Genomic DNA, 24489 nt, shown 5'->3' with positions numbered 1-24489 from the left:
ACCGCTCTGTGCGGAAAGGAAGTGACATCTTGGAAGCATTCTGGAATTGGATACGGATTCATGTTGTCAGCTGGCTGGCCCCGCCGAAGACAATAGAAATTATCGATATCGTTCAGGTACTTTTAATTGCATATTTTGTGTATCATCTGATTCTCTGGGTCAAAAACACCCGTGCCTATACATTGCTGAAGGGTATCCTTTTCATCGTGGCATTTGTTGTTGTTGCAAATGTCCTGAATATGGATGTCATCGTATGGCTGCTGGGTAATCTGAGCGTTGCAGCGATTACCGCAGTGGTAATCATATTCCAGCCTGAACTCAGAAAGGTCCTGGAACAGATGGGCCATAAGAATCCTCTGTCCTCCCTGTTTTCTCTGAGCAGGGTATCCGAAGTGGCCAATATGCGTTTTTCGGATCAGACGATCAATGAACTGGTGCGTGCCAGTTTTGAGATGGGCGAGGTGAAGACCGGAGCCCTGATCGTAGTGGAGCGGGAAGTGAGGCTGGAGGAGTACGAGAAAACGGGGATTCCTGTAGATGCGATACTCACCGGCCAATTATTGATTAATATATTTGAACACAATACACCGTTGCATGACGGTGCTGTTATTGTACGAAACAACCGGGTGATGGCGGCGACCTGCTATCTCCCGCTTTCTGATAACATGGAGCTGAATAAAAAACTGGGTACGCGCCACCGCGCCGGCGTAGGTATCAGCGAAGTCAGTGATTCACTGACGATCATTGTGTCTGAGGAGACAGGGAATGTCTCCTACGCCATGGAAGGGGAGCTACATACCGCGGTCACTCCGAGTGAGCTGAGAGAACAGCTGCATAAGATTCAGAAACTGTATCAAATGGATTATACCAGATTCAGGAGGAAGGGACGGGATAAACGTGAAAACAAATCTGCTCAGTAAACTGACTAAGAATCTGGCTCTGAAAATCATCTCCGTGGTTATCGCAATTGTGATCTGGTATGTGGTGGTTGATTTTAATGATCCGATAGAGACAGAGAGCTACAGCGTGCGGATAGAAGTGACGAACGAATCCTATATTTCCAATGGGAAGCAGATTTACCGGATTGCGGATGAATATAAGACGGTCACTGTTTATATTAAGGGTAACCGGTCAAAGCTGAAAAGGGTTCAGTCCGGCAACATAAAGGTTACGGCCGATCTGACTCAGATTGTGGACCTGGAAAGGGATCCGGTTACAGTTCCGCTGCAGGCCAGCTGTCCGGGCTTTAGCATGTCAGACATCACGCTCTCCCGTGCTACGATACCGATTGTGATAGAGAACGTTGCGAGCCAGGAGTTCCCGGTGACGGTAACCACAGGCGATACGAGTCCGGGCAAGGATTATGAGGTCGGTGTTCTTACTTCAAATCCGGACCGCGTCACTATTAACGGACCGGAATCCATCGTGAACCAGATAGAAAGCGTGGTTGCTAAGATAGATGTAACCGGCATGACGCAGGACGGCATCAAATCAGCGGAACTGAAGCTGTATGACAAGAATCAGGTAGAAATAGAAGAAAGTACGATCAAGGATCATCTGACATTTGACGGTGGGGTGCCGGACATTAATGTGAAGGTTGAATTATGGAAGAAACGCTCCGGTGTGAAGCTGAGTGTAGCTTACAGTGGAACGCCTGCTGATGGCTATCAGATTACCGAGATTACGACTTCACCTACGGAGATCACAGTAGCCGGGGATGAGAATGCCCTCAGCATACTCGCAGAACAGAATAATACGATTTCCATACCGGCAGACCGGGTATCCGTAGAAGGGGCAAAGGCGGATCTGAGCATGGAAGTGGAACTGTCTGATCTGCTTCCGGCCGATTTGAAGCTTTCATCGACGATGAAGGATTCGGTCATGGTTTATGTGACGGTTCTCCCTAATGGAAGCCGGGAATTCAGTTTAGACGTTGAGGATATCAGAACAGAAAATCTGGCGAGTGATTTGGCCGTATCCTATGACCAGTCAGAGTTCAAAATCCGTGTGAAGGGCTCCGACAGTGCTTTGAATATGTTGGATCTTTCTCAGGTGACAGCGGTCATTGATCTTAAAGGAAAGTCAATAGGAGATTATACAGTCCCGGTTAAGATCACCCTTCCGGCAGGATATCAGCTGGTGGATGAGGTGAATATCACCATACATTTGAAGGAAAAACCGGAAGTGATAAAAGCAGGGGAGCAATAAACGATAATACGGGAGGAAAAAGAATGGTCAGCCAAAAGGTTACGGTGAATAATCCCTCAGGCCTGCATCTGCGGCCTGCCGGAAATTTATGTAATACTGCGATACAATACCAGTCCCATATTTCATTTGATTATCAGGGTGGGAATGCCAATGCCAAGAGTGTACTGAGTGTGTTGGGCGCCTGTGTGAAATGTGGAGATGAAATTACACTCATCTGTGAAGGAGATGACGAAGAAGAAGCGCTGAAAGCCCTTGTAGGAGCGATTGAAGGCGGACTTGGTGAGTAAGGGGTATGTCTGCCGGCCTGCCGGCCTACACGCGCATACTGGCTTACCGTATGTTGTCTTTGAGACTTTGCATGCAAGCATGTTCTGTTTCACGGCTTCCGTCTGGGGCTTTTAGAGTAAGTTACTGGAGGATATTCATGCATAAGAGGTTAAAAAGAATTATATGTGCAGGAACCGCTGCACTTGTCTGGACATTAACTTGTGTAACGGCCTGGGCCGGGGTGGATACGGCCGCCACATTCCAGGTGGATTCCAACAGCTGGAAGAACTGGCCGGCAGGGCCGGACATTCAGGGAGATACAGCGGTAGTAATGGAGCTGGAGACCGGGGCGGTCCTTTATAATAAGGGAATGGACGCCCAGCGGTATCCTGCAAGCATAACAAAAATCATGACAGCCATGCTTGTTCTGGAGAATTGTGATTTGAACGGGCAGGTGACTATGACAGAGACGGGAATGGCAGATGCATATTCGGGCAGCTCCAACTGTCTGCCTAAGCTGGGAGAAGTTTTTTCAGTAGAACAATGCCTGCAGATGATTATGATTAAATCTGCCAATGATGTTTCAACGCAGGTTGCGGAGTATATGAGCGGTTCAGTCCAGGGATTTGCAGACAGGATGAACAGCCGCGCCGCTGAACTGGGATGTCAGAATACGCATTTCTGCAATGCCAGCGGTTTGGAGAATAATGATCATTATACCAGCGCTCATGATATGGCATTAATCATGAGGGAGGCGTTAAAATATGATAAGTTCCGGGAAATCCTCGCCATGCAGAATGTGACGATTCCTGCCACAAATATGTCGGGAGAACGATATTATGAGACCCATGTTCAGATGATGGTTCCGGGGAATCCATATTATTATGAAGGTTGTTTTGGCGGTAAGACAGGTTACACGGATATATCAAAGAGCACGCTTGTAACGTGCGCCCAGCGAGATGGGATCACGTTGATCGGGGTAGTAATGGGAGGGATTGACAGCAACCTGATCTGTGATGATATGAAAGCTGTATTGGATTATGGTTTTCAGAATTTTACAAAAACAGATGCTTCCTATGGGTGTGAAACCATATCCGGCGGTACAGCAATGCTCCCACAGAATGTAAAGTTAGAAAGCCTCACGGCGAAGGCAGAAGAAACTGAGGAAGGAACGCTGGTTACCTATGAACTGTCAAACCAGGTGGTTGGATCGGCTGTAATGACAGATGAAAACTATGCGGTTTTTCAGGAAAAGAGGGGTGTTAAAGATTCTGGAAACCAAGAAGGAGAAGCTGAAAGTGAGAGCTCCGTTGTCACAGTATCCCGCCCGACAGAGGAAAAACAGATATCAGATTCTGATGAGGGACAAGGCTCCGGCACTAAGCTGGCTGTGTATATAGCCATCGCCATTTTGGGAATCTTAATCCTTGGAGGAGTAGTATTGATTTTTCTTGGGGCGTCCAAAAAAAATAACAGAAGGAAACGACGCCGTTGAGGTAAGGAAAATGAGCAGATTGATCGGGCAGTTAGTTCGTTTTGGTATTGTCGGAGCGATTTGTACTGCTGTTGATTTTGGAGTAATGATATTTTTAAAAGAAGTTGCAGGCATATTCTATTTGATTGCCAGCGGCATCTCATTTTCAGTGTCAGTCATAATCAATTATCTGCTGAGTATGCGGTATGTATTTCACGGAAAAAAAGGAAGCAGCAGAGTAAAAGAATTTATTATCTTTGTTGTTCTGTGCGTAATCGGCCTGGGGATCAACCAGGTCATTATGTGGGCCGCAGTCAGCGGATTCGGATTTTCATATGTTTTTTCAAAGGTTGGTGCGACGGGCATCGTAATGGTATATAACTTTTTGACAAAGAAAATCTTTTTAGAAGAAAAAGAGACAGATAGACAGGAGGAAAAGTCATGAGAATATTGGTAACCGGGGTAAAGGGTCAATTGGGCCATGATGTAATGAATGAACTGGAGAAGAGAGGCCATACCGGGATTGGGGTTGATATTGAGGAGATGGATATTACAGATCCTGCCGCGTGTGAAAATGTGATAAAAGAGGCAGATGTTGAGGCTGTGATCCACTGCGCCGCTTATACGGCTGTGGATGCCGCAGAAGATAACATTGAGCTCTGTACAAGGGTCAATGCCTATGGCACGGAGAACATTGCCAGGGTATGCGAAAAACTGAATCTGAAGATGATGTACATCAGCACAGATTATGTATTTGACGGTACCGGAACCCGCGCCTGGGAACCGGATGATGAGAGGCATCCCCTGAATGCTTATGGTATGAGCAAATATGAAGGTGAACTGGCTGTCACCGGCCATGTAAAAAAATTTTTCATAGTGAGAATTGCATGGGTATTTGGTGTCAACGGGAAGAATTTTATCAAAACGATGCTGCGCCTGGGAAAGGAGAACGGAGCTGTTTCAGTCGTCAATGATCAGATTGGTTCTCCTACTTATACGTATGACCTGGCCGTACTGTTAGTTGATATGGTAGAGACAGAGAAGTATGGGTTTTACCATGCTACAAATGAAGGGCTTTGCAGTTGGTATGAGTTTGCGCAAGAGATTTTCCGCCAGGCCGGAATGGAGGTTAAGGTTACGCCAGTATCATCTGCTGAATTTAAGGCGAAAGCAAAACGGCCGTCCAACAGCAGGATGAACAAGGAAAAACTCACATTAAATGGATTCAAGAGATTACCTTCCTGGCAAGACGCTCTGGAGCGGTATCTGAAAGAGATTGGCGATTAATCGGAAATATAAAAGCCGCCCTGTATATGGATAACAGACAATCGGTTGATCCATATGCAGGATGGCTTTTATTAATTCTTCAATTTTCTTTTATGGCGGAGCATTATGATTAGGATACATATTCCCCAGCAGGTAGCACTAATGATTAAGGCCTCTTTTAATAGCGGCTGCTCATAGTTGAGGGTAACAGTATGCTCCCCGGAATCAAGTTTTACCGCAATAAAACCATAATCTGCGCGGAGAAGTTCGGCTGCCTGCCCGTCTACGGCTGCCTGCCAGCCCTGTTCATATGGGATCGGGAAGAATAATAATCCCTCTTCAGGCACTGACGCGTTACAGAGCAGATGGCTGTCATTACCGGTATCCTCCATGGATATCACAGCGTCGGAAGAATATTCGGCAGTTTCAGAGTAATAGAAACGGAAATTAGAAACGGAAGTTGTCAGGGTAGGCGAATTAGTTGTAAAATACAAGGTGTTCGCACCTTCGGGCAGCGTTATTTTAACGGAAACAGGCTCACCGCCAATGACGGTTGCCGTATAGGGAGCCTCACCGCTGTTGGTGCGGATTTCTACGTCAAAAGATCCGTTGACAGCAACGTCAAAAACCGCTGTTATTTTTCTTCCAGAGGAAGTCCCGTTATTGAGCAGAGGTATGGAAGCAGAAGGGACAGACCAGGACAGACTGCCGTCATCCGCGGCTGAAACTGTTTCCGGAAGGGAGGACTTGTCAATCGTCAGATCAGACGTAGTTATATAGGTATAACCGTCAATATTATCGGAGGATGCAGAAAAGTCATCTTCTTTCTCCGTTATTAGGTACTGTGAAAGCAAAGCCTCTGTATCCAATGTGCCTCCCGCAGATTCGAACTCGGAATCGGTAATAGTTTTGGTATAGAACTTCGCAAAGGATGAATATTCCCGGTTTTTATACAGACAGAGGCTGCCAAACTGGCGGATTAATTCATAATTAGAGTTCTGGAGGGTCGGATTCTTGGAGACCAGATACTTGACACCCAGAAGGGCAGCATACCCGGTGTCCCCGGCAACCTGCCGGAAATTTAAGTGGGTATTATTAACATAATATAAATTAGGCAGGAGTTTATCTGCAAATTCTAAAATATTTTTATTTTCTGTAGAATTATAGGTGCTGATTCCACGATAATATTGCCCCAGAGAATCCATACACTGAGAACCTGCAGCATAATCTTTTTCCATTCGATAAAAAGTGTTGTCTGTCTCGCGCAGGTAGGCCATCAGGTTCTGAAAATCATTGCCATATAAATTCTCAAAATAATCAGAACCCCGTTCTATGGTTCCTCTGCCGGCTACGGTGGTATACGTATCACTGGCGACATTAAGGCCAACGGCCAGAATTAACAGGGTAAAGGTTATAGTTTGAATACGTCTGGTTTTCGAACGGGCCAGAAATATTAACAAAAAGATCATTCCTAAAGCGGTTATGCAAAGGATCATCGCATTGCAGAAAAAAGTAAGTGTAGAGGCGTTACGGGCGGAAGTCAGATATACGGCTGTAAAAATCAGCGAGGCTATCACACCGCCTGTTAAACTGAATTTTTTGAATTTCAGCACATAATCAAGCATATAGGCGACTAATAGGGCAAAAAAGGGCATGAGCAAAAATGTGTGCCTGGAAAAAGGGTAAGAGAATGCGTTGAATACCAGGCTGCCGAACATGATCAGCACGGAAAATAAACCTGCAGCTACTGCAATAAACTGAACTGTCTTTTCTCGAAAACTAGCTTTGATTTTAGGAAATGCAAACAGAAATTGAATAAACAGGATTAAAAACAGGGATGAAAAAAACAAATTGGGCGCTTCATAGTAATTACTATATCCCTGATAGGGGGCACTAAGAGAGCCGATGCCCTGTAAATTTCCTGAAAGGAGTTTATGCAGCAAAGTGTTATAGTAATCAGCAGGGTAAGTTGAAAAAGAAGCCAGACAGCGTTCTATGAGACTCTGGCCACTGCTCATTCGAGAGGATACATTATATACTAAAGCATAGGATGGGAGCAGGTTTATCATTCCCATTCCCACACCCAGCAGGAGTAAAGCACATTGCCTGCAAAAGGTGCTCAGAAAAGCCCTCAGCCCTTGTTTTTGAAGAAGCAGTATTCTTAAAAATAAGTAAAATGCTGTTACAATCAGCACCATATAGGAAAGATAATAAGTACACATTACCATTAAAGCCGTACAAAAGGCAGTGGCAACGGAAATTCGTTTTTTCTGCAAAGATTTTTCTATCAGCATTAAAAGTAAGGGAAGAAATATCAGAATAATACTGAACTGATAATGTTGTCCCCATACGGTTAAAAAACCATTAAATGCATAAAGATATGCGGCAAGAAACTTTCCCTTATTTGAAAAATTGAAACAGGACAGGAAAGACCAGGCTGCGAGAGCGGCCAGAAGCATTGTTAAAATATGAACATAAATAAGGAAGCCCGGCATCACCTGGGGTCCAAAAAGTATTCCGGGCAGGTAAACTAACCAGAGAGTGGGGCTGAAAAGATTCATCTGATACATGCTGGTACCAAAGCCGTTGGTAAAATCCCAAAGCGAGAAATTGCCATTACGGATATGGTTGACGATAGAACTGTACTGCATGATATATTGCTCAGCAGTGTCTGAACCAATATCGTTAAAAAGAAATACGTTTTTACCAATAATATACTGGTGATAAGCTATGAACGCAGTTGTGAGAATAAGGATGGAAAGCAGTAATTTAGGGTGCTTTTTAAAATAATCAATCGTCTTGCGTAAAAACATTTGCTCGCTCCCTTGCGTAGTATTTATACAAAAAAACAAAATTTTTATTGAGAAATTTCGCCGGAAAATTTTTACATTGCAGAACAGCGCGAGCTGTTCCCTGACCCGCCAGAGACATGTGTTACGGGATACACTGAAGTATAGCAATTATAGCACAGCTGAAAAAAACAGGCAAGGCATATGACTTGAATGGCAGACAAAAGTGTGGTACACTGTCCACGGTGACAATTATTGTGGAACCCAAAGGAAGAGAATGATGAAAACGCTGATGATATTAGGAGCAAGCTATACCCAGGTCCCTCTGTATGAGGCGGCCAGGAGTCTTGGAATACGTACGATTGCTGCCAGTATACCCGGTAACTATCCAGGATTTGATTGCGCAGATGAAAGCGTGTTTGTTAACATCGCCGATCCAGAGGCGGTGACGGATGCTGTAAGAGAGAAGAACGTAGACGGCGTTGCCACTTGCGGCCTGGATCTGGGTATGCGCGCAATCGGCGCTGCCTGTGAAGCTCAGCGTCTGCCGGGGCCTACCCGTGAGGCGGCGGAGAAAGCGTCGAATAAATATGAAATGAAAAAGGCATTGACAGCGGCAGGAGTTCAGACTGCCCGCTTTTATTGCATTCATAATGAAGAAGAACTGGAAGCAGCCATGGACAGGCTGCCTTTTCCGGTTATTGTGAAGGCGGTGGATCTCATGGGCAGCCGGGGAATCTTCCGCAGCAATACGAGGGAAGAGGCAAGGGAGAATTTCCACAGGAGCATGGAGGCCACCGGAAAAGATTATTGTCTGATTGAAGAATTTATCGAGGGTGAGCTCTTCGGCGTAGAGGCGATGATTCAAAACGGTAAGCTTCTGTTCATGCTTCCCAATAACACAGAAGCTTTTGTAAGCGCAACACCGACGCCGGTTGGACATTCCGTACCTCTCAGAGAACTGGATGCGCTGGGGAGACAGATAGAAGAACAGACAGAACTGGCCGTCCAGGCGATCGGGCTGGATAACTGCCCGTTAAACTGCGATTTCATAAAAAAGGATGGCAAGGTCTATGTGATTGAGCTGACGGGACGTTCCGGAGCCACCGGTCTTTCTGAGATGACTGGTATTTACTATGGGTTAAATTATTATGAAATGATAGTCCGGCTGTCTCTTGGAGAAGATGTGAGCAGTTATTTTGCTGAACCGCTTCCACGCACTCCGAACCTGACGCATACGCTGATGTCTGTACGGAAGGGAATTGTCAGGAATATTATCAATGATAATGGTTTGGATGAGGATTTGATAGACTTGTCCTTTAATATAGAACCTGGAGATGAAGTGCGTCCTTATACGAACGGGCGTGACAGGATTGGTCAGGTGATTATTAAAGGCGGAAGTCTGGAACAGTGCGAAAAACGTTTGGAAGGAATTTTGCGTAATATACATCTGGAGCTGGAAGGGGATCTTCCGCTCATCCGGACGCCCATCCAATTGCTGGAAAGCCGGGAGGATGATAACCAGATTTATATGAAACGGGAGGATCTGCTTCCGTTTTCATTCGGGGGCAACAAGGTTCGATTTGCACAAGCGTTTCTGGAAGATATGGAACGAAAGCAATGTGACGCCATGCTCATCTATGGAGGTTATCATTCGAATCTTTGCCGGATTCTGGCTGCCGCCTGTGCCGGAAGGGGCATTCCCTGCAGCATGATCCATAACGTGGATGACGTTGATCCGGGGGAAATAAGCTGCAACATGCATTTGATCCGGTCTTCCGGCGTGCGGGAATACAGATGCCGCAAGGGAGAGATAGCGCCGGTAGTTCAGGCTGCCTTGAATGATTTCCGGCAGGAAGGATATAATCCTTACTATATTTATGGTAATATTTATGGGCAGGGAAATGTTACGGTGCCCATGGAGGCTTATTTGGCAGTATATCAGGAGATCTTGCAGCAGGAAGCGGAGCTGGGCTGTCATTTTGACTATATTTTTCTGGCTTCCAGCACAAATACTACCCAATCCGGGCTGTTAGCCGGTCATCTGCTGGTGGGAGATGCGAGAAAGATTGTGGGCATATCAGTGACGCGCAGTTCTGAGCGGGCTGTTGCGGTGATCAATGAAAACCTACAGGAATATCAGGATAAAAGGGGAATCACTTTTCATGACTCCACAGAATCGGAGATCCTGGTGGAGGATAAATATCTGGCCGGCGGTTACAGCCGCTGGAATCGGGAGATCATTGAGGTTATCCGGAGTGTATACAGGACAGAAGGGATCGGGCTGGACCCGACATATACAGGAAAAGCTTTCTGGGGTATGCTGGAATATCTGAAGGAGCAGAAGATCACAGGAAAAAGGATTCTGTTTTTGCATACGGGGGGAACGCCCTTGTTTTTCGATATTTTGCCGGTATTAAATGACCTTTAATGTTTTGGATACCCTGAGACAAGCAGGTACGCGCGTTTGGCCGGCTGCCTGCGGGAATAAAATTAGAAAAGGTGGAGGCACAGATGAAAAAAATAGCTATCTTGCAGTCGAACTATATACCGTGGAAGGGTTATTTTGACATCATCAATATGGTGGATGAGTTTATACTCTATGACGATATGCAGTACACCAGGCGTGACTGGCGCAACCGGAACAAGATTAAGACGCCGAAGGGCCTGCAGTGGCTGACGATACCTGTGATCAACAGTGGAAAGTTTTTTCAGAAAATTAATGAGACTGAGGTGACCGATTCTCAGTGGTGCCATGACCATTGGCGGGCAATTTCGTTGAATTACGCAAAAGCGCCATATTTTAAAATGTATGCGGAGCACATGGAAGAGGTGTATCACAGATGTGAGAAAGAAACGCATCTGAGCAGAATCAATTATCTATTTTTGACAGAGCTCTGCGGACTTCTGGATATACATACGAAGATCACCTGGTCCTCGGATTACGAGCTGGTGGATGGGAAGACGGAGCGTCTGGTCGGCCTTTGCCAGTCTGCCGGAGGAAGCGAATATCTGTCGGGGCCGGCTGCAAAGGATTATATTGTAGATTCATTGTTTGAAGAGGCCGGGATCACTCTAAAATATATGGACTATTCTGGCTATCCGGAATACCATCAGATGTTCGGGCCTTTTGAGCATGGAGTGACCGTTTTGGATCTGCTTTTTAATGAAGGCCCGAAGGCCCGTGAGTTCATGAAAAGCTGATGCGGAGAACAAAACGGTTGAATTATAAATAAAATTGTGAGAGAATGTTATGAATAAGCCCAAGAAAGTTAACAGAATTTCAGTTCCCATATTAATCCTGCTTCATGTCAGCCTGCTGTTTTCTTCATTGAGCGGAGTCTGTTCAAAAATGGCAGCCAACCAGCCGTTTCTTTCCCTGCCCTTTTTTCTGTGGTATGGTACGGTTCTGGTCATTATGTTCGGATATGCCATCGTATGGCAGCAGATACTGAAGAGGATGCCGCTGACAGTCGCTTATGCCAACAAGCCGGTGGGACTGATCTGGGGGATGCTGTGGGGAAGCCTTATTTTTCAGGAAAGGATTACCTGGAATATGATTCTGGGTGCGGGCGTGATATTCGTGGGAATTTGCCTGGTGGTGACTTCTGATGAGTAAATTTGCTGTTTCTGTCTGCGTTCTGTTGATTTCAGTGCTTATATCGGCGGTTTCCCAGATCCTGCTGAAAAAAGCGGCCAATCGATCTTATGAATCGAGACTGAAAGAATATTTGAATCCGCTGGTGATTTTTGCCTATGGATTGTTTTTCGTATCCACTGTTCTGACGATGCTGGCTCTTAAGGTTGTACCGCTGTCATTACAGCCGATTCTGGAGTCCACCAGCTATATTTATGTTTCAGTGATGGGCTATTTTTTGCTGAAGGAACGGTTCAGCCGCAGGAAATTGGCGGGACTGTCCCTTATATTGCTGGGTATTTTTATCTATTCCGTAAATATTGCAGGATAAAAGGAGAATATACATGTTAGTTTCTATCGTGATTCCGTGCTATAATTCGGAACATACCATCGGGCAGGTGGTGGATCTGTGCATGGAAGAATTTGATAAAATGGACGGTTATGAATGTGAGATGATTCTGGTGAATGATTACTCGCCGGATGGCACATTCGAGACGATCAAAAGAATGACTGAGAAATATCCCAATGTAATCGGCCTGAACCTCTCTAAAAATTTTGGACAGCACGCGGCGATTATGGCTGGCCTTCAATATGTCAGCGGTGAGCTGGTGATAGGCATGGATGACGACATGCAGAACCATCCGTCTCAGATCCGGCAGTTCCTGGAGAAAGAAAAAGAAGGCTATGATGTTGTGTTTGGGGTCTTTAAAGAAAGAAAATTTTCTGCGTTTAAAAATCTGACGGGGGCGGTCAGCCGTTTTCTGCTGTGGCATCTGCTGGAACGTCCCAAGGGAATACAGATGAGCAGCTTTTGGCTGGCAAAACGGTATGTGATCGACCGGGTAAAAGAATATGAAGGCTGCAACGCATTTATACAGCTTCTGTTTTTCCGGACGACGCACAATATGGCTAACATTGATATCGAGCACTATGAACGGGAAGTTGGAAAATCTAATTACACGTTCAAGAAAGGGTTGAAGCTGTTCATGTCTTTCATGAACTATTCGATTATTCCTCTGCGGCTGGCAACTTTCTTTGGCGTAATCTTTTCAATGGCAGGTTTTGTGGCGGCGCTGGTAGTGCTGATCCATAAATTGATGAATCCTGCCGTGGCCGTCGGGTGGTCTTCGTTAATGTGTGCTTTGTTAATTTTATTTGGCATTGTGTTCCTGATGCTGGGCATTATGGGAGAATATGTCGGAAAGCTGATATTGACCAGTAATAAAACACCGCAATACGTAATTCGGGAAACATTGAACGTAAATAGCAGCGAAAAGGAACAGAAGATAGAAGGAAAGAATGATGATTGATTTTAACAGACCGCCGTATGTGGGCAAAGAGCTGGAATATATTGAAGAGGCAGTGCGGGAAAATAAAATCTGCGGCGATGGAGCTTTTACTAAAAAATGTTCCGCCTGGATGGAGCAGGAGCTTCATACGAAATATAGCCTGCTGACTACCTCCTGTACACATGCGTTGGAAATGGCGTCATATCTGGCAGATATTCAGCCCGGAGACGAGGTGATTATGCCATCCTATACATTTGTCTCTACTGCCGATGCATTTGTCCTTCGAGGGGCAAGGATTGTGTTTGTAGATGTGCATCCGGAAACCATGAATATAGATGAACGTCTGATCGAGGACGCCATTACAGACAAGACAAGGGCTATAGTTCCGGTACATTACGCAGGCGTGTCCTGTGAGATGGACACAATTCTGAATATTGCTGAACGGTATGGATTGAAAGTCATTGAAGATGCCGCCCAGGGGGTCCACGCCTATTATAAGGGGAAAGCTCTGGGAACACTCGGTGATTTTGGCTGCTTCAGTTTCCATGAGACCAAGAATTATACCATGGGCGAGGGCGGTGCTCTTCTGTTTCAGGAAGATAAATACCTGGAAAAGGCAGAAGTCCTCCGGGAAAAGGGGACTGACAGAAGTAAGTTTTTCCGCGGCCAGGTGGATAAATATACCTGGGTGGATTTCGGATCTTCCTATCTGCCCAGCGAGCTGAATGCCGCATATCTCTGTGCCCAGCTGGAGGCTTGCGCTGAGATTGATCATAAACGAATGGACATCTGGAATTATTATCATGACAATTTAAAGCCGCTGGCAGAAGCAGGGTATATTGTGCGCCCTGAGGTGCCGGAGTACGCGGTTCACAATGCACATATGTATTATATCAAGGTAAAAGATTTAGAAACCAGAACCCGTCTGATCGCCTTTTTACGGGAACGGCAGATCTGCAGTGTCTTTCACTACATACCGCTGCATTCCTCTAAGGCCGGCAAGAAGTTCGGACGGTTTCACGGTGATGATATTTACACGACGAAGGAGAGTGAGCGCCTGATGCGGCTGCCCATGTATTATTCCCTGACTTTGGAAGAAGCCGCATATGTGGTTGCATCTATTCGGGAATTTCCGGATTTCAGACTATAGTGAGTTTAAAGGAGAATCGTCATGGCACAAAATACGCTGCTGCGTTTTGTGAAAAAATTAAAACCATATACGATCCTGAAAGGCCTGAGATACCTGAAACACTATGGACTGAAGGATTTCATCAGCCGCCTTCAAGAGAGGATGGAGCCGGAAGAGGTGCCCTATGGCCCCTGGTACATGCAGCATAAAGCATCAGAGGAAATTCTTGAAAAACAAAGAAAACATAAATGGCTGCAGCCCCCGCTGATCAGCATAGCCGTCCCGGCCTATCATACGCCGGAGGTTTTTCTGCGCCAGCTGCTGGAAGCGCTGATCGGGCAGACGTATCCCAACTGGGAACTGTGCATGGCAAATGCCAGTCCCGAAGACCAGAAAATGGCTGCGGTTCTGAAGGAATACAGCGAAATGGATGAAAGAATCCGGTTTCAGAACCTGGAAAAAAACCTGGGAATTGCAGAAAATACCAATGCTGCTTTTGCCATGGCCCGAGGTTCGTTTATCGGCCTTCTGGATCATGACGACCTTCTGGCTCCTGACGCGCTGTATGAGATCGCACTCAGGATACAGGAGGAAAAAGCGGATTTCATCTATACGGATGAGGATAAGGTGACAGAGGATCTGAGCGAGCATTATCAGCCGCATCTGAAGCCTGATTTTAATCTGGATCTTCTGCGTTCCAACAATTACATCTGCCATTTTCTCGTGGTAAAAAAGAGCCTGGTTGAAAAGGCGGGCGGTTTCCGCAAGGAATTCGACGGCGCCCAGGATTATGATTTTATCTTCAGATGCAGTGAGCTGGCAGAGCACATAGCCCATGTACCGCGGATTCTCTATCACTGGCGGACTCATAAGGCTTCTACGGCAGACAATCCGAACAGCAAGCTATACGCTTACGAGGCGGGGAAAAGGGCTATAGAGGGCAATCTGGCGCGGACGCATACAGAAGGCACGGTTTCCCATACAAAGGATTACGGATTTTATGACGTACATTATTCGGTGAAAGGCAGCCCTCTGGTTTCGATCATCATACCGAATAAGGATCAGAAGGAAACGCTGGCCCAATGCCTGGATTCAATCTGGGAAAAATCCACTTATTTGAATTATGAAATCATTATTGCAGAGAATAACAGTGAAAAGGATGAAACCTTTGAGTATTACAGACAGATAGAAAAGAGAGAAAATGTCCGGGTGCTGTACTGGAAGAAAGGTTTCAATTTTTCTGCGATCAATAATTTCGCAGTGAAAGAGGCGAAGGGCGATTATCTGCTTTTCCTGAATAATGATATAGAGGTTGTGACTCCGGAATGGATTGAAGAACTGCTGGGCAACTGCCAGCGGGAAGAAGTGGGAATTGTGGGGAGTAAGCTTTATTATCCGGATCATACCATACAGCACGCTGGGATTATTGTGGGTCTAGGCGGTGTGGCGGGCCATGCCTTCCTGAACATGCCCGGCAGCCGCAGCGGCTATCTCCACAAGGCCTCCATTCAGATGGATTACAGCGCGGTGACCGCTGCCTGTATGATGATGAAACGGCCGTTATTTGAACAGCTGGGGGGCTTTGAAGAAAAGCTTTCCGTTGCCTTTAATGATGTGGATCTATGTCTGAGGACGGTAGAAGCCGGCTATCTGGTAGTCTACAATCCCCATGTGGAAATGCTTCATTATGAGTCAAAATCCAGGGGGGCAGAGGACAGCAAAGAAAAAGTCCGCCGCTTTCAGGGAGAGATCGAATTTATGAGGACTCGCTGGATCAGCCTTTTGAAAAAGGGCGATCCTTACTATAATGAAAACCTGACTCTCAGCAAATGGAATTATTCTCTGCGGGCCAGATAAGGAGTACAGACAGATGCAGGAAGTCTCTGTGATTATACCAAATTATAATGGCGTACCATATCTGGAAACCTGCCTGGATGCCCTGAAGGGGCAGACCTTCCAGGGCTTTTCTGTGATATTGGTGGACAACGGCTCTGCAGACGGTAGTGTGGATTTAGTGCGTAACAAATATTCCTGGGTAAAGCTGATCGATCTGCCGGAGAATTACGGTTTTTGCCGTGCTGTCAATGAAGGAATCAGGGTTTCAGAGACGCCATATGTGATCCTGCTGAATAACGATACAGAAGTATTCCCGGATTTTGTGGAGCAGCTGCTGAAGGGCATAAAAGAGCGCCCCACAGCTTTTTCCTGCGCGTCAAAGATGATTCAGGCACAGGATCGGACCAAGGTGGACGATGCCGGGAATTTTTACAGCGCGTTTGGCTGGGCGTTTGCAAGGGGAAAAGGGAAGGATATATCGAAGTATGGCAAACCGGACAGGATATTTGCAGCCTGCGCAGGCGCGGCCATATACCGGATGGAATATCTGAATCAGACGGGGCTGCTGGATGAGGAGCATTTTGCTTATCTAGAGGATCTCGATTTGGGTTATCGGGCGCGGATTGCCGGTTATGAGAACTGGTATCTGCCAGAAGCTAAGGTGTACCATGTGGGCAGCGGCACCAGCGGATCGCGTTACAATGAATTTAAGATCCGATACTCTTCGAGGAATAATGTTTATCTGATTCACAAAAATATGCCATTGTTTCAGTGGATTTTGAATCTGCCTTTGCTGGCTGTGGGTTTTGGTATTAAAACGTTGTTTTTTGCGATGAAGGGCTATGGCAGGGAATATCTCGCTGGCATAAAAAACGGTTTTTCTATCAGCTATAAAAAAGAAAATCACGGAAAAAAAGTGAGGTTCCGATGGAAGAATTTTGGCAATTATTGCAGGATACAGATTGAACTGTGGGCAAATTTATTTCGGAGGTTTTATTAAAGTTTATAAGTATCAATGATAAGACAACGTAAACCGTTCCGGTCCCCTTGTCTGCAGGCCGGACATACGGCTTACGCTGTTTTGCGGAATATACTCCGTATCCCGTAACACAAGCCCCTGGCGGGGCTGGGAACCGCTTGCACTGTTTTAAAATGTATAGTATTATTATACTTCAGAGTATCCTGCGATGTATGCCCCCTTGGCGGGGCGGAGGAACGGTATGAGCTGTTCTGCAGGATATACCCCGGGCACCTTGCAATGTGTGCCCTGGCCGGGCGGGGGAACAGCTTATGCTGTTCCGTAAGGTTTGGGAATGGGAAAGGGAAACAGGTGATTTACTGTGATTAAGGATAATCAAAAGTATTTTAACCGGATGCATGTTGTGATCGATGCCGTTGTGACCATCTTTTCTTATGTGGTGGCATGGCTGCTGAGATTCCGGACGAACTTGTTTGGAATTCCGGTCCGGTCGCTGCCGTTTGAGTATTATATGATGGCGCTGGTACTGATTGTTCCAGGCTATCTGCTTCTTTATTATGGATTTAATCTGTATACGCCGAAGCGAGTTCAGGGGCGGCGGCTGGAGCTTGCCAATCTATTAAAGGCCAATACGGTGGGGCTGCTGATCATTATTCTTACACTTTATATGATTAAACAGGAACATTTCGCCCGGAGCATGCTGTTTATCTTTTACGGGCTGAATGTTGTACTGGAGGTCATTGTCCGCAATATTATCCGCTATGCCCTGAGAAAAATCAGGCGCCGCGGGTTTAATCAGAAGCATATTTTGCTGGTGGGATACAGCCGTGCGACGGAAGAGTACATTGACAGGATTCTGGCATTTCCTGAATGGGGATATACGATCCGGGGAATTCTGGACGACCATGTGACAGCCGGAACCACCTACCGGGGAATCAAGGTACTTGGCCGGATCGGGAATCTGATGGTCATTCTGCCTGAGAACAAGCTGGATGAAATCGCAATAACCCTGGGCCTGAATGAGTATTACCGTCTGGAAGAAATTGTCGCGCTGTGTGAGAAGTCAGGCGTGCATACAAAATTTATTCCGGACTATCATAACATCATACCTACGAAACCCTATACGGAGGATCTGATGGGGCTGCCAGTTATTAATATCCGTTACGTCCCTCTGAGCAATACCTTTAATGCTATGATCAAGCGAGTGATGGATATTGTGGGATCGCTGCTGTGTATTATCCTTTTTTCTCCGGTGATGCTGCTGGCTGTGATCGGCATCAAGGTCACTTCACCAGGGCCGTTGATTTACAGGCAGACCCGGGTGGGATTGCATAACAGAAGCTTTGAGATGTATAAATTCCGCTCCATGGAGGTCCAGAAGCCTGACGAAGAGAAAAAAGCCTGGACGGTGAAAAATGATCCGAGGGTTACAGGATTTGGGAAATTCATGCGGAAAACAAGCATCGATGAGCTTCCGCAGCTTTTTAACGTTTTGAAAGGTGACATGAGCCTGGTAGGACCGAGGCCGGAACGTCCGTTTTTCGTGGAAAAGTTCCGTGAAGAAATTCCCAGATATATGGTAAAGCATCAGGTACGGCCGGGAATGACCGGATGGGCGCAGGTAAATGGATATAGAGGGGATACATCTATCCGGAAGCGGATTGACCATGATCTGTATTATATTGAGAACTGGTCTGTGGGGCTGGATGTGAAAATATTGTTTTTGACCGTTTTTCGCGGGTTTGTGAACAAGAATGCATACTGACAGAAAGTAACGTTAAAGGAATGGGAATAGACGAATGACTGATAGACAGAGGGCACACAGAAGAAAAAAGAAAATCAGAAGAAAAAGGATTCTGTTTGCAGTTGAGATTATTGTACTGCTGCTGCTGTCCCTGGTACTGGTTGTAGCTGTCTGGGCAGCGCACAAATTCTCTCTGATTAATCATCAGGAATTGGACGAAGACAGACTGCTTACGTCTGATAAGGTCAACAGCGGTTCTGTGGCGGCAGGCGATGCGGATGGGGGTCAGCAGAATCCGGTGTCCTCACTGACGGGCGTTGATGTGATTGCTTTAGTAGGGCTTGATACGCGGGATGAATTAGAGGGGCAGAACAGTGATACCATGATTATTGCCTGTATTAATCACAATGATAAAACGATCAAGCTGGCGTCTCTGTACCGTGATACTTATCTGAACGTCGGAGACAGTTATTATGGTGAACCTGATTATTATACGAAAGCCAATGCTGCCTACAATTTTGGCGGGCCGGAGCAGATGCTTTCGATGATAAACCTGAATTTTGACCTGAATATTACGGAATTCATGACGGTGGAGTTTAAGGCGCTGGCAGACACAATCGAGCTGCTCGGTGGGCTGGACATTGATATGACCCGGGAAGAGGTTATTCATCTGAATAATTATAATGTGGAGACCTCATCGGCCTGTGAAATGGAATATGCTGAATTGGAGCTGCCTTCCGCCGATGAATTTGACGGAGCGATGACCAGGACGTTTCATTTGAATGGAAGCCAGGCAGTATCTTATGCCAGAATCAGAAAGACGGCCGGGAATGATTTCCGGAGAACGGCCAGGCAGAGGCTGGTTTTGGAAAAGATCATGGAAAAAGCGAAAAGTGCGGATCTGGGGACACTGGATGCTGTTTTAAATACCGTCCTCCATCAGATAACGACTAATATGGATAATAATAAGATCGTATCCATGATTCAGCCTCTGCTGTCTTATACTATTACGGATCAGACTGGATTCCCATTTGCACATATGGAGGACGATGGAAGCCTGACAGGAGAGGATTGCGTTCTGCCGGTTACACTGGAATACAATGCAATACATTTGCATCAGTTTTTCTTTCCGGATGCTGCATACACTCCGTCCGCGACTGTATTGGAGTACAGTGAGCAGATTATAGCGGAGTGTGGCTATGGAGAAGAATCTGTTGAAATGGCATTGGGAATCGATGATGGGGGTGAAATCCCACAGTGGACGCAGGAATTGCAGGATCAGGCAGATGCTGAGGCTTACGCTTCCGGATATGAAGGTGAATATTAACCGGTACATCAGCCGGGACAGGCGCACATGGGCTGCTCTGTCCCGGCTGAATGTTTATGAAAACCCAGTGAGCGACGGCCTTTGCAGGCGCTGTAAACAGAAATTTGTTGCTCTTTTCCGTGAGATATAGTATTATGTGAGAGTGGGAAAGAAAAAAATTGTGAAACCTTGCATAAAATATATACCTGAAAAGGAGTATAAATAGGGGAATATTTGAATGACGAACAGAAGAAAACAAAAAAGACACAGAAGAAAAAAAATCCTGTTTGCAGTTGAAATTGTCGTATTATTGTTGTTGTCACTTGTGCTGTTTGTGTCTATCTGGGCAGCACACAAATTTTCGCTGGTGAATCATCAGGATCTGGATAAAGACCGTCTGTTCACGGCGGATGGCGTAAACGGCGGGGCAGCGGCTGGCGATAAGGCAGACGGGCAGCCGCAGGATACAACATCTGCCCTTACGGGAATTGATGTAATCGCACTTGTAGGATTGGATACCCGGGATGAATTGGACGGAAGAAACAGCGATACAATGATCATTGCCTGCATCAATCACAATGAAAAAAGTATTAAACTGGTTTCGCTGTATCGTGATACCTATTTGAATGTAGGTGATGATTATTATGGCAATTCAAATTATTACACAAAGGCCAACGCGGCCTATAACCTGGGCGGACCTGAACAGTTCCTTTCCATGGTCAACCTGAATCTGGATTTGAATATTACCGAATATGTAACCGTAGATTTTTCGGCTCTTTGTACGACAATTGAGTTGCTGGGCGGGCTGGACATCGATATGACCAGGGAAGAGCTGATCCATCTCAATGATTATAATGTGGAGACGTCCGAAGCCTGCAATATGGAATATGAAGAGATCGAGGTTCCTCCGGCAGATGAATTCGATGGGGCAATGACAAGAACCTTCCATTTGAATGGAAGTCAGGCAGTTTCCTATGCAAGGATCCGTTATACGGCCGGCAATGATTTCCGCCGTGCCAGCCGTCAGAGGCTGGTGCTGTCGAAGATCATGGAAAAGGCGAAGACAGTTGATCTGGGAACCCTGGATGCAGTGATGAACGCGGTGCTGCCTCTGGTAACGACTAATTTGGACAATTCAAAAATTGTTTCTATGATCCAGCCGCTGCTCACATACTCCATGCCGGAAGAGAATCAGGACGGTTTTCCGTTTGCACACATGCCGGATGACGGAAGTATTACCGGGAGCGACTGTGTGATTCCGGTAACCTTAGAATATAACGTCACGCGTCTGCATCAGTTCCTGTTTCCGAATGAAGAATATTCTCCTTCATCGGTTGTGCAGGAATATAGCTATCAGATTGTCATTGACAGTGGTTATGGAGAAGAAGATATAGATACGGCGCTGGGGATGGATGATGGTGCGGAGATCCCAAAATGGACACAGGAGCTGCAGGACCAGGCGGATGCGGAAGCCAGCGGCAGTGATTATAATTATTAAACATGCATTTGTGGGATGACCTAATTTGTCGTCTGTACGCTGCATTCGTCTGCGCCACAGGAGATTATACAAAATTAGTTGGGTATTGAGAAATCATGGAAAATTATAATGTAGATATATTGATACCAGCCTATCGGCCAGGCCCGGAGTTTCAAGAACTACTCCGGCGCCTGGCTAAACAGGTTTATCCGATTCGGAGAGTGTTGATTGTGAACACGGAAGAAAAGTTTTGGAATACTGGCTGGGAGCAGGAATATCCCGGATGTGAGGTGGTGCATATCCGGAAGGAAGAATTTGATCACGGCGGCACACGGCATTGGATGGCTCAGCAGTCTTTGGCGGATATTTTAGTATTTATGACTCAGGACGCCTTACCGGCAGACGATTGGCTGATCAGCCGGTTGATGGAACCATTTACACAGGCTGGCGTAAAAGCTTCTTATGCCCGGCAGCTTCCCAGAGAGGACTGTGAATTTTTAGAATGTTATACAAGACAATTTAATTATCCGGAAAAAAGCCGGGTGAAGACGAAGGCAGATCTTTCGGAACTAGGTATTAAAACCTTTTTCTGTTCCGATGTATGTGCGGCCTATGACCGTGTTATTTACAATGAACTGGGCGGATTTCCGCGTCCTGCGATTTTTAATGAGGATATGATTTTTACCGGACGCCTGATCGAGGCTGGCTATGGGGTTGCCTATGCCGCTGATGCAAAGGTGATTCACTCTCATAACTACAGTGGCAGACAGCAGTTCCACCGAAATTTCGATCTGGGGGTATCTCAAGCCAGGCATTCGGAGTTGTTCTTACGGTATTCGTCCGAGGGCGAGGGTATTCGTTTGGTGAAACAGACTGCTGCATACGCCTGCAAGATGGGTAGACCGTGGTTGCTTTTTCCGCTGGTATGGAAAAGTGCCTGTAAGTATGCAGGGTATTTTCTGGGGAAAAGGTATGATAAGCTGCCAGGGTGGATGGTGCGGAAGTGTACAATGAATCGGGATTTTTGGAAGTAGAAAATAAAGCGGTTGCGTATTTCAACGCAACCGCTTTTTCAGGCTCTGATTTACAAATTGTCTCCATAAAGGTAATATTCTTCAGCACGTTCAAAAAATTGATCCTGACCATATTTTTGTATGAATTTAATTTTCTCTTCAGCTTGTGCCATGGCCTTTTTGATTTTCTTGCGGCGCTGCTGAATTTTTTTTATAATTATCTCATATTCCTGTGAAGGTATTTTCTGCACTTTTGCGGAATCTAACAATTCGTGAGCCTGAGCCTCTATTGTCTGAATTTCCTCTTTTTGAAAGTCATCTGCTGCTATATGACGCATGGCGTGTTGGTAAGCTAGCATGCGGCCTTCTTCTGACAGTCGGGCGTTAATGAGAATAGTGTAACTTCCATCTTCATTAGGAACCACCATTTCGTTGCCTTTTGCAGGAAAATTAATTAAAACCACATTAACATCCGTCGTCATAATTACCACGCTCTTTTCTTTTTAATGCAAGGGCCATATTGTGTAAGGCTTTCAGATCTTCTGGATCAGCATCTCGGGATACGTCAAATAACATACGAAGCTCTTTGTTCTCAAATATCTCCTGAGCAATGGATGCTGTCTCGTCATTTAGGTAGTAGCGATCTTTATCAGCATCCTCCCTGCCTGTCATTAAATAGTCTACGGATACTCCAAAGTAATCGGCAATTTTTTTCATGTTATCTGATTTAGGAGTGCTGCGTCCGCGTTTCCAATCACTCAATGTTGATTGGGTAACTCCTGTTTCTTTTGATACTTTATAGGCGGACACGCCAAATCTCTGTAAAAGTAGTTCAAAAATCTCATACATAATTTGGTCACCTTTCATAATTATAAAAATATACTAAGAAAATCCGATATAATTATTGACAGCATTGGAAAAGCGTAGTATAGTATAAACATGCACCGGAAAACCGATATATAAAACATACATGCTTCGGAAATGCTTATCTGTAATAAGAATAACACATTTCTGAAATGGCTGCAAGAATTATTTGAAGGTAAACGGGGCATAAAGCCGCCAGTTCATGTATTCCGGAATACAGTATTTACCTGCAGGAAGGCGGTAATAAATTATTACCTGGTAAAGCCTGGGAAACGGTTAACCAGAGAGAGGAGATAAAATGACCACATTTGAAAAAATCATTACCGCTATACAGCCATTTGGATATCCGTATGCGCAGGATGTATATGTTGGAGAAAGTGACCACTGGTTTACTTATAATTATGTCAGTGATTATGGGGATCTATACAGTGATAATGAGCCGGCGGAAATTGTTGTCAGTGTACAGGTTCATCTCTACCTTCCTTTACAGGAAGAATTTATAGAATTAAAGAACCGTGTCCGCAGAGCAATATATGCTCAAGGCTTTACCCTACCTCAAATTACGTTCCAAATGACGGAGGATAAAGTTTACCGCCATATGATTTTTACATGCAATATTGAAGAGGAGGAATGAGAAATGGCTTATATGGGATTGACAAAGCCAACAGTTGCACAGCTTATAGAAAGCGGAAAAGGAAATATTGCATATACAGGCGGTTTCAGATTAGGGCAAGCCATTAAAATGGAAATCAGGCCTGTGTATGAAGATATATCTGTATATCAGGGAATGAATGATAAAGGATATGACCAGGAAATTGCCTATGCTGATGTAAACTTGGATGTTTCTGCATTGCCAGCTGAAACAAACAAGCTCATGTTTGGACATATTGTAGGTGCTGGTGAAAACACAGTATCTTACAGATGCAATGATACAGGAGCTTATGTGGGCTTTGGTGCAATATGCAGGGAAAAAGTTAATGGAACTTTAAAATATATAGCGTTTTGGCTGTATAAAGTAAAATTTATGGAGAAATCTCAGAGCCATGAGACGGGAGGCGACTCCATTGAATACGACACACCATCCCTGGAGGGCAGAGCACTTCCGGTTAATGGATATGACTGGATGGTTAAATGTATTCATGGTACTGAGGAAGAAGCAATTGCATGGCTGAATACCATGGCAGGAATCAGTAAAAATAAATAGATAGAAA

General features: G+C 45.5%; 23 protein-coding genes. 20 read left to right on the top strand and 3 right to left on the bottom strand.

Annotated features, from left to right (window positions below; all coding sequences use genetic code 11):
• Positions 1 to 29: 29 nt before the first annotated feature.
• The 6 genes from cdaA (at position 30) to rfbD (ending at position 5236) form a co-directional block, all read left to right on the top strand.
• Positions 30 to 920 carry a diadenylate cyclase CdaA gene (gene cdaA / locus H9Q79_RS08410; RefSeq protein WP_249329623.1) on the top strand — a complete coding sequence of 297 codons (891 nt, stop codon included), beginning with the start codon at positions 30 to 32 and terminating at the stop codon, positions 918 to 920.
• A complete protein-coding gene (locus tag H9Q79_RS08405) occupies positions 898 to 2208 on the top strand; it encodes a CdaR family protein (RefSeq protein WP_118643234.1) in 1311 nt (436 codons plus the stop codon). The genes cdaA and H9Q79_RS08405 overlap by 23 nt, the downstream gene beginning before the upstream one ends.
• 23 nt (positions 2209 to 2231) lie before the next feature.
• Positions 2232 to 2495, top strand: coding sequence for an HPr family phosphocarrier protein (locus H9Q79_RS08400; RefSeq protein ID WP_249329622.1), 264 nt, complete (start codon positions 2232 to 2234; stop codon positions 2493 to 2495).
• Positions 2496 to 2632: 137 nt separating this feature from the next.
• Positions 2633 to 3970, top strand: coding sequence for a D-alanyl-D-alanine carboxypeptidase family protein (locus H9Q79_RS08395; protein WP_249329621.1), 1338 nt, complete (start codon positions 2633 to 2635; stop codon positions 3968 to 3970).
• A 10-nt stretch (positions 3971 to 3980) separates the two neighbouring features.
• Positions 3981 to 4394, top strand: coding sequence for a GtrA family protein (locus H9Q79_RS08390; protein ID WP_249329620.1), 414 nt, complete (start codon positions 3981 to 3983; stop codon positions 4392 to 4394).
• Positions 4391 to 5236 (top strand): dTDP-4-dehydrorhamnose reductase, encoded by an 846-nt coding sequence (gene rfbD / locus H9Q79_RS08385; protein WP_249329619.1) that lies wholly within the window; start codon positions 4391 to 4393, stop codon positions 5234 to 5236. The genes H9Q79_RS08390 and rfbD overlap by 4 nt, the downstream gene beginning before the upstream one ends.
• Positions 5237 to 5307: 71 nt before the next feature.
• On the opposite strand, the gene H9Q79_RS08380 is transcribed toward rfbD, so the two are convergent.
• Positions 5308 to 8028: a YfhO family protein gene (locus H9Q79_RS08380; RefSeq protein ID WP_118643242.1), complete on the bottom strand. Its 2721-nt coding sequence runs from the start codon at positions 8026 to 8028 to the stop codon at positions 5308 to 5310.
• A 253-nt stretch (positions 8029 to 8281) separates the two neighbouring features.
• On the opposite strand from H9Q79_RS08380, the gene H9Q79_RS08375 reads away from it, so the two are divergent.
• From H9Q79_RS08375 to H9Q79_RS08320, 12 genes are all read left to right on the top strand, one after another.
• Entirely contained in the window at positions 8282 to 10435 is a 2154-nt protein-coding gene (locus tag H9Q79_RS08375; RefSeq protein WP_118643244.1) for a pyridoxal-phosphate dependent enzyme, read from the top strand.
• Between the two features lie 83 nt (positions 10436 to 10518).
• Positions 10519 to 11208, top strand: coding sequence for a WbqC family protein (locus H9Q79_RS08370; protein ID WP_249329618.1), 690 nt, complete (start codon positions 10519 to 10521; stop codon positions 11206 to 11208).
• A 49-nt stretch (positions 11209 to 11257) separates the two neighbouring features.
• Positions 11258 to 11623, top strand: coding sequence for a DMT family transporter (locus H9Q79_RS08365; RefSeq protein WP_118643246.1), 366 nt, complete (start codon positions 11258 to 11260; stop codon positions 11621 to 11623).
• The gene (locus H9Q79_RS08360; RefSeq protein ID WP_118643248.1) at positions 11616 to 11972 is read left to right on the top strand and encodes an EamA family transporter; all 357 of its coding nucleotides are present in this window, start codon (positions 11616 to 11618) and stop codon (positions 11970 to 11972) included. The genes H9Q79_RS08365 and H9Q79_RS08360 overlap by 8 nt, the downstream gene beginning before the upstream one ends.
• A gap of 13 nt (positions 11973 to 11985) precedes the next feature.
• The gene (locus H9Q79_RS08355) at positions 11986 to 12951 is read left to right on the top strand and encodes a glycosyltransferase family 2 protein (RefSeq protein ID WP_118643249.1); all 966 of its coding nucleotides are present in this window, start codon (positions 11986 to 11988) and stop codon (positions 12949 to 12951) included.
• Entirely contained in the window at positions 12944 to 14080 is a 1137-nt protein-coding gene (gene rffA / locus H9Q79_RS08350) for a dTDP-4-amino-4,6-dideoxygalactose transaminase (protein WP_249329704.1), read from the top strand. Before H9Q79_RS08355 ends, rffA begins: the two co-directional genes overlap by 8 nt.
• 21 nt (positions 14081 to 14101) lie before the next feature.
• Positions 14102 to 15916: a glycosyltransferase family 2 protein gene (locus H9Q79_RS08345; RefSeq protein WP_118643251.1), complete on the top strand. Its 1815-nt coding sequence runs from the start codon at positions 14102 to 14104 to the stop codon at positions 15914 to 15916.
• A 13-nt stretch (positions 15917 to 15929) separates the two neighbouring features.
• Positions 15930 to 16895, top strand: a complete 966-nt coding sequence (locus tag H9Q79_RS08340) for a glycosyltransferase family 2 protein (RefSeq protein WP_118643253.1) — start codon at positions 15930 to 15932, stop codon at positions 16893 to 16895.
• Positions 16896 to 17235: 340 nt separating this feature from the next.
• Positions 17236 to 18639, top strand: a complete 1404-nt coding sequence (locus H9Q79_RS08335) for an undecaprenyl-phosphate glucose phosphotransferase (RefSeq protein ID WP_118643255.1) — start codon at positions 17236 to 17238, stop codon at positions 18637 to 18639.
• A 34-nt stretch (positions 18640 to 18673) separates the two neighbouring features.
• On the top strand, positions 18674 to 19945 hold the full coding sequence (locus tag H9Q79_RS08330) for an LCP family protein (protein ID WP_249329617.1): 1272 nt from the start codon (positions 18674 to 18676) through the stop codon (positions 19943 to 19945).
• 217 nt (positions 19946 to 20162) lie between these two features.
• A complete protein-coding gene (locus H9Q79_RS08325) occupies positions 20163 to 21422 on the top strand; it encodes an LCP family protein (protein WP_249329616.1) in 1260 nt (419 codons plus the stop codon).
• A gap of 95 nt (positions 21423 to 21517) precedes the next feature.
• On the top strand, positions 21518 to 22435 hold the full coding sequence (locus H9Q79_RS08320; RefSeq protein ID WP_118648682.1) for a glycosyltransferase family 2 protein: 918 nt from the start codon (positions 21518 to 21520) through the stop codon (positions 22433 to 22435).
• Positions 22436 to 22485: 50 nt separating this feature from the next.
• Here the strand turns inward: H9Q79_RS08320 and H9Q79_RS08315 are convergent, their stop codons facing one another.
• Together H9Q79_RS08315 and H9Q79_RS08310 are read right to left on the bottom strand one after the other, a co-directional pair.
• Positions 22486 to 22896, bottom strand: coding sequence for a hypothetical protein (locus H9Q79_RS08315; RefSeq protein WP_249329615.1), 411 nt, complete (start codon positions 22894 to 22896; stop codon positions 22486 to 22488).
• Positions 22880 to 23263 carry a helix-turn-helix domain-containing protein gene (locus H9Q79_RS08310; RefSeq protein WP_118648680.1) on the bottom strand — a complete coding sequence of 128 codons (384 nt, stop codon included), beginning with the start codon at positions 23261 to 23263 and terminating at the stop codon, positions 22880 to 22882. The genes H9Q79_RS08315 and H9Q79_RS08310 overlap by 17 nt, the downstream gene beginning before the upstream one ends.
• A gap of 313 nt (positions 23264 to 23576) precedes the next feature.
• On the opposite strand from H9Q79_RS08310, the gene H9Q79_RS08305 reads away from it, so the two are divergent.
• Entirely contained in the window at positions 23577 to 23912 is a 336-nt protein-coding gene (locus H9Q79_RS08305; protein WP_118648676.1) for a phage tail protein, read from the top strand.
• Between the two features lie 3 nt (positions 23913 to 23915).
• Complete coding sequence (locus tag H9Q79_RS08300) at positions 23916 to 24482, top strand: major tail protein (protein ID WP_249329614.1); 567 nt, start codon at positions 23916 to 23918, stop codon at positions 24480 to 24482.
• Positions 24483 to 24489 lie beyond the last annotated feature (7 nt).

It is taken from the genome of Wansuia hejianensis (assembly GCF_014337215.1).
Lineage (GTDB): Bacteria > Bacillota > Clostridia > Lachnospirales > Lachnospiraceae > Scatomonas > Scatomonas hejianensis.
This window is presented reverse-complemented; position numbering and strand designations above follow the sequence as displayed.